At 74.7% G+C, this 6,000-nt stretch carries 3 protein-coding genes; 1 reads left to right on the top strand and 2 read right to left on the bottom strand.

The window, feature by feature from the left end; genetic code table 11:
- Positions 1 to 1,095, top strand: a 1,095-nt coding sequence (locus ACH4B3_RS31085) for a beta-ketoacyl reductase (RefSeq protein WP_398468539.1), incomplete at its 5' end; no start/stop codon positions are given.
- 119 nt (positions 1,096 to 1,214) lie between these two features.
- Here ACH4B3_RS31085 and ACH4B3_RS31080 read toward each other — a convergent pair.
- Together ACH4B3_RS31080 and ACH4B3_RS31075 are read right to left on the bottom strand one after the other, a co-directional pair.
- Positions 1,215 to 3,356, bottom strand: a complete 2,142-nt coding sequence (locus tag ACH4B3_RS31080; RefSeq protein WP_398468537.1) for an FUSC family protein — start codon at positions 3,354 to 3,356, stop codon at positions 1,215 to 1,217.
- Positions 3,357 to 3,686: 330 nt separating this feature from the next.
- The gene (locus tag ACH4B3_RS31075; protein ID WP_398468535.1) at positions 3,687 to 5,999 is read right to left on the bottom strand and encodes an FdhF/YdeP family oxidoreductase; all 2,313 of its coding nucleotides are present in this window, start codon (positions 5,997 to 5,999) and stop codon (positions 3,687 to 3,689) included.
- Between the last annotated feature and the right edge of the window lies 1 nt (position 6,000).

Below are 6,000 nucleotides of genomic sequence, written 5' to 3'. Positions count from 1 at the left end.
ACCACCACCCTCCACGACCTCACCCACCTCGCCAACCCCAAAACCCACACCGCCTGGCACCTCCACCACCTCACCCGACACCACCCCCTCACCGCCTTCGTCCTGTTCTCCTCGGGTGCCGGGGTGTGGGGTGGCGGTGGCCAGGGTGGGTACGCGGCGGCGAACGCCTTCCTCGACGCGCTGGTGGCACACCGCCGTGGCCTGGGGCTGCCGGCCTCCTCGGTGGCCTGGGGCGCCTGGGCGGGTTCCGGGATGTCGGTGGCCGACGGCAGGTTGGCGGAGGGGCTGGTCCGCCGTGGGGTGCGGGGGATGGACCCGGAGTCGGCGGTGGGGGCGCTGATGGGCGCACTCGACCACGACGAAGCGTCCCTCACGGTCACGGACATGGACTGGGAGCGGTTCGCGGAGGTGTTCACCGCGGTACGACCGAGTGCCCTGCTCAGTGGCATCCCGGCGGTGGCCGCGGCGGTGGCGCCGAGCGGCGGGGGGACGGGTAGCGGTGACGGCCGGATCGGCGGTGACGGCTCCGGTGCTGCGGCGGAGGCGACGGACGAGCTGCGGTCGAGGCTGGCCGGGCTCTCCGTGGCCGGGCGGACGGAACTGCTGCTGGACCTGGTCCGTGCGCACGCCGCCGCGGCACTGGGCCATTCCGATCCGGATGCCGTCTCCCCGGAGGCGGGGTTCCTCAAGTCCGGCTTCGACTCGCTGACAGCCGTGGAGCTCCGCAACCGCCTCCGGGCCGCGACCGGTCTGCTGCTGCCCACCACCCTCGTCTTCGACTACCCCAATCCCGCTGTGCTGGCGAGGCATCTGCTCGGGGAGCTCGGAGCGGGCGGTGACGAGGGTGCCGCCGGCAACGGGGCGGGGGGCGTCGGGGTGCCGGCCGCCGGCGACCGGGGTGAGGAGAGCCGGGTCCGGGCGACCCTCGCGTCCATCCCCGTGGCGAAGCTCCGGCAGGCGGGGTTGCTCGATGTCCTGCTGGGGCTGGCCGACCCGGGGAGCCGGGTGGTCAAGCCGCGGTGGCAGGGCGACTCCGAGGCCATCGACGACCTGGACGTGGACAGTCTCATCCGGATCGCCATGGAGGAGTCGTAGGAGGAGTCGTAGCCGGGCGGGGGGCGGTTTCGCTCCCGCCCGGGGCGTGTCGCCCGGGGCTGCGCCGGGCGCGGCCCGGGGGCCGGTCCGACGTGGCGGTGGGGGAGGGGGCCGGGCGGTCAGCCGGGCTCGCCGCGCTCCAGCGGGGAGGCGCCCACGGCGGCCGTGAAGTCCTCCAGCGCTTCGAGGACGAGTTCCGCTCCGCGCCGGACCACCGGGTCCTGCACATTGGCGCTCGCCCAGCTTTCCAGGGCCTCCGCCACGTCGTCCCAGCGTGGTGCCTGCCGTTGGCGCACCGCTCGCGCGCCCCGCTCGGTGGCGGCCCGGAGGGACTCCGCCACCTGCCCGGCGCCCGGCACGGGCCGCGCTCCCTCGCCGGGCAGGTGCCCTTCCAGCAGCATCGCGGCCCGGGCCAGGGCGGGCAGTGCCTTGTCGGCGTCGTCCGCGGCGGCCCTGGACAGACCGCGGTGCCGCACGGGTTCGAGTGCCGCCCGGTCGACGGCCTCCTTCCAGTCGGCTCGCGCGGACCGGGCGGCGAGCAGCGTCCGGCGCACCTCCGCACGCCGCTCGACCGCCGGGTCGGCGTAGCCGGCGACCACGGCGGCGGTGTAGCGACCGGTCGCTTCGAGCCAGTCCGCGAGCCGGTCCCGCAGCCGGGGCGTCTCCCAGGCGGGGTAGACCGCGTAGGCCACCATGGCCAGGGCGCCTCCGAGGAGGGTCAGCAGCACCCGCTCCGGAACCGTCTGCGTCCACTGGGTCCCGCCCATGCTGAGCAGGAAGACGACGTACATCGCCGCGCACGCCTGGGACACGGCGTAGCCGGTGCGGATCACGAGGTACATGGCCGCGGCGGAGACCATCGCCAGCACGGCGAGCGGCACGGTGTCCGGGCCGGTCAGCCGCACCACGCCGGTGGCCACGCCCACGCCCACGATCGTTCCCGCGAGGCGGGCGACGGACCGGGCGTAGGTCTGGTGGAAGTCGGGCTGCATGACCATGACGGAGGTCAGCGGCGCCCAGTAGCCGTGTCCCAGCGGGAGGACGCTGCCCAGCGCGTAGCCGACGACGACCACGACGGTCAGCCGCAGCGCGTGCCGGAGGACGGGCGAGTCGTGGCGCATCTCGCGGCGCATCTCCCGCAGCACCATCGGCACCGTCTGCAGCACCGTGGGGTGCAGTCGCGGTGCGGCCTCCGGCGGCGGGCCCGCCGGGGCCGGTGACGGTTCGGACGGCGAGGGGTGCTCCGGGGCGGACGGCGCGGACAGGGCCGGGGCGTCCCCGCCGTACACGGTCTCCACCAGTTCCCCCAGCGGGGCGACCAGGCGGACCGCCGCCCTGCGCATCGGGCCGGTCAGCACCGTGCCGCTCACCGGGATCCGGAGCGTCGCCACGGCCTCCGCGGGCAGCGGGGCGGGCTCCCCCTGCCGGATGGAACGGGCCACGGCCTCCAGTACGGAGCCCGTGGCGGCCAGCAGTTCCCGGACCCGCTCGCGCTCCGGCGCGCCGGACTCGGCGCCGATCGCCGGATCGGCGAGCGAGGCGAGCACGGGCCGGATGCGTTCGACGAGGCCCCGGCTGCCGTGCAGCTCGGCGGGCCGCCGCCGGGCCTGCCCGGGGGTCACGGCGGCGGCGTGGCGTGCCGTCATGAGTGGTTCGGGGTCGAACGGCGCGAAGGGGTCGTCCCGCAGCCGAAGGGCGTAGTCGGCCACCGTCTGGACCGCGTCCGCGAGCGCGTCGCGGTGGCGCCCCCAGCTGCGGACGGGGAACAGCACGATCAGCGCGGCCTGCACCACGCCGCCCGCGGCGATCACCGCCGCGTGTCCGAGGGCCTCCGGGACCGACGTCGGCAGGGTGACCGTCACCAGCATGATGCCGACGTTGAGCGCGGCCATGATGCCGGCGGTGGTGCCCGCGGCCCACGCCATCCCGGCGAGGAACGTCCACACCGCGAGCAGCGCCATGAACAGCACGATGTGCGGTACGGCCAGATAACCGACGAACGTACTCACCGCGAGGCCCGAGCCGGCGAGGAGCGCGAGCACGGGGCGCGAGCGCCAGCTGCGGCGGAACGGGACGGCGCCCGCGGAGAACGCGCCGAAGGCGGAGGACGCGGCGAAGGCCGGGGAGACCAGCCACAGGGTGAGCCCGACGACGATGGCGACGCCGGCTGCCCCGCGCAGTGCGATCAGCGGCTCGAGCCGGCCGCGTTCGATCGTCAGCCCGGAGCGCGCGGTCTCCTTCAACGCGCGCGGCCAGCTCACCGTCCGAGGATATGCGGGCGCGGGGGCGGGGCCGGCCGGGGCGCACCGGCCCGGGGTACGGCGCCCCGGGGCGGTGGGCCCTGCTCACCGGCGCGGCGGTCGCGGTGGGTCACGGGGCCGGGCCGGGCACCCGTACCGCGGTGCGGGGCCGGGCGCCGGGGCCGGACCAGGCCGGCAGATGCGGCGGCACGGCCGCGCGGCGGCCCCGGATGTCATGCGGACGGCAGGGGCGGGGTCACCCCGGTGGCCCGGTGGCCCGGTGGCGCCGCGGCAGCGGCGCTGCGGCGGGGGCGGTGCGGTCCCGCCGCAGCGCCCGGCCGGGCCGGCCCGTCACCGCCGAGGGCCGTCCGGCCGGGGCGCGGCGGGCTCCAGCCGGACCACGACGCTCTTGGAGGTGGGTTGGTTGCTGATGTCGGACACGCTGTCCAGCGGCACCAGGCCCTGGGTCTCCGGATAGTACGCGGCGGCGCAGCCGCGGGCGGTCGGGTACGGCACCACCGTGAAGTCCGCCGCGCGGCGTTCCACCTCGTCGGCCCACACGCTCACCAGGTCGACGGACTGTCCTTCGGCCAGGCTCAGTTCGGCCGCGTCCTCCGGGTTGACCAGTACCACCCTGCGGCTCCCGTGGATGCCCCGGTAGCGGTCGTCGTCCGTGTAGGGAACGGTGTTCCACTGGTCGTGCGAGCGCAGGGTCTGCAGCAGCAGGTGCCGCTCGGGGGCGTGTGGCATCGTCCAGGCGTTGCGGGTGAACCGGGCCTTGCCGGTGCTGGTGGCGAAGATCCCCTCGTTGACCGGGTTGGGCAGCCTGATGCCACCGGGGCGGCTCACCCGCCGGTCGAAGTGGTGCAGCCCGGGGACGACGCGGGAGATCCGGTCGCGGATCGTTCCGTAGTCGGCCTCGAACTGCTCCCAGGGGATGCCGGCCTTGCCGTCGAGGGTGTGGCGGGCGAGCCGGCACAGGATGGCGACCTCGCTGAGCAGCAGTCTGGAGGCCGGCTCCAGGCGCCCGCGGGAGGTGTGCACCTCGCTCATCGAGTTCTCCACCGTGACGAACTGCTCGCCGCCGGCCTGGACGTCCCGTTCGGTGCGGCCCAGGGTCGGCAGGATGAGCGCCGTCCGGCCGCACACCGCGTGGGACCTGTTGAGCTTGGTGGAGATGTGGGCGGTGAGGCGGCACCGGCGGATGGCCTCCTCGGTGACCGCGCTGTCCGGGGCGGCCCGGACGAAGTTGCCCGCGAGGGAGACGAAGACCCTGACGCGCCCCTCGCGCATGGCCCTGATCGAGTTCACCGTGTCCAGTCCGTGGGCGCGGGGCGGCTCGAAGCCGAACTCCTGCCGCAGGGCGTCCAGGAAGGAGTCCGGCATCCGCTCCCAGATGCCCATCGTGCGGTCACCCTGCACGTTGCTGTGGCCGCGCACCGGGCAGGCGCCGGTTCCGGCCCTGCCGAGGTTCCCGCGCAGCAGCAGGAAGTTCACGATCTCCCGGATGGTGGGGACCGCGTGTTTGTGCTGGGTCACTCCCATGGCCCAGCAGACGATGACGCGGCTGCTGCGCAGTACCTCGTCCCGGACGTCCTCGATCTCCTCGCGGGCCAGTCCGGTCGCGGCGCACACGTCCTCCCAGGCGACGGTGCGGGCGTGGGCGGCGAACTCCTCGAAGCCGCTGGTGCCGGAGCGGATGAAGTCGTGGTCGAGGACGGTGCCGGGCCGGGCGTCCTCCGCCTCCAGCAGCAGCCGGTTCAGGCCCTGGAACAGCGCGAGGTCGCCGCCGCCGCGGATCTGGAGGAACCGGTCGGCGATCCGCACCCCGGATCCGATCACCCCGCGCAGCTTCTGGGGGTTCTTGAACCGCAGGAGCCCGGCCTCCGGCAGCGGGTTCACCGCGATGACGCGGGCGCCGTTGCGTTTGGCCTGTTCCAGCGCGGTCAGCTGGCGCGGATGGTTGGTCCCGGGGTTCTGCCCGACCAGGAAGATCAGGTCGGCGTGGTGGATGTCGTGCAGGCTCACCGTGCCCTTGCCGGTGCCCAGGGTCTCGTGCAGGGCGGAGCCGCTGGACTCGTGGCACATGTTGCTGCAGTCGGGCAGGTTGTTGGTGCCGAAGGCCCGGGCGAAGAGCTGCAGGACGAACGCGGCTTCGTTGCTCGCCCGCCCCGAGGTGTAGAAGACCGCCTCGTCGGGGGAGTCCAGCGCCTTCAGCTCCGCGGCGAGCAGGGTGAGGGCCTGGTGCCAGCCGATCGGCTCGTAGTGGTCCGAGTCCGGCCGTTTGACCATCGGCTCGGTGAGTCGGCCCTGCTGGTTCAGCCACCGGTCGGAGCGCCGGGCCAGGTCGGAGACCGGGTGCCGGCGGAAGAAGTCGGCGGTGACCCGCCGCGACGTCGCCTCGTCGTTGATGTGCTTGGCGCCGTTCTCGCAGTATTCGTTGCGGTGCCGGTGGCCGGGGGAGGGGTCGGCCCAGGCGCAGCCGGGGCAGTCGATGCCGTCCACCTGGTTCATGGTCAGCAGCGTCACTCCGGCCCGCCGGACCGACGTCTGGTCCAGGGAGTACTCCACGGCGTGCGCCACCGCGGGCGCCCCGGCGGCCCACTCCTGGGGCGGCGTCACGCCGAGTTCTTCCCGCGGCTCGCGGCCCGGCCGTCTCTTCATC

This window comes from Streptomyces sp. NPDC018031 (assembly GCF_044327625.1).
GTDB lineage: Bacteria > Actinomycetota > Actinomycetes > Streptomycetales > Streptomycetaceae > Streptomyces.
Note: the sequence above shows the minus strand (reverse complement) of the source record. Positions and strands in the feature narration are given on the sequence as shown.

Excerpts from the sequence above, each read along its gene's own strand:
- ACH4B3_RS31075 (WP_398468535.1), bottom strand. The coding sequence starts at position 5,999 with ATGAAGAGACGGCCGGGCCGCGAGCCGCGGGAAGAACTCGGCGTGACG.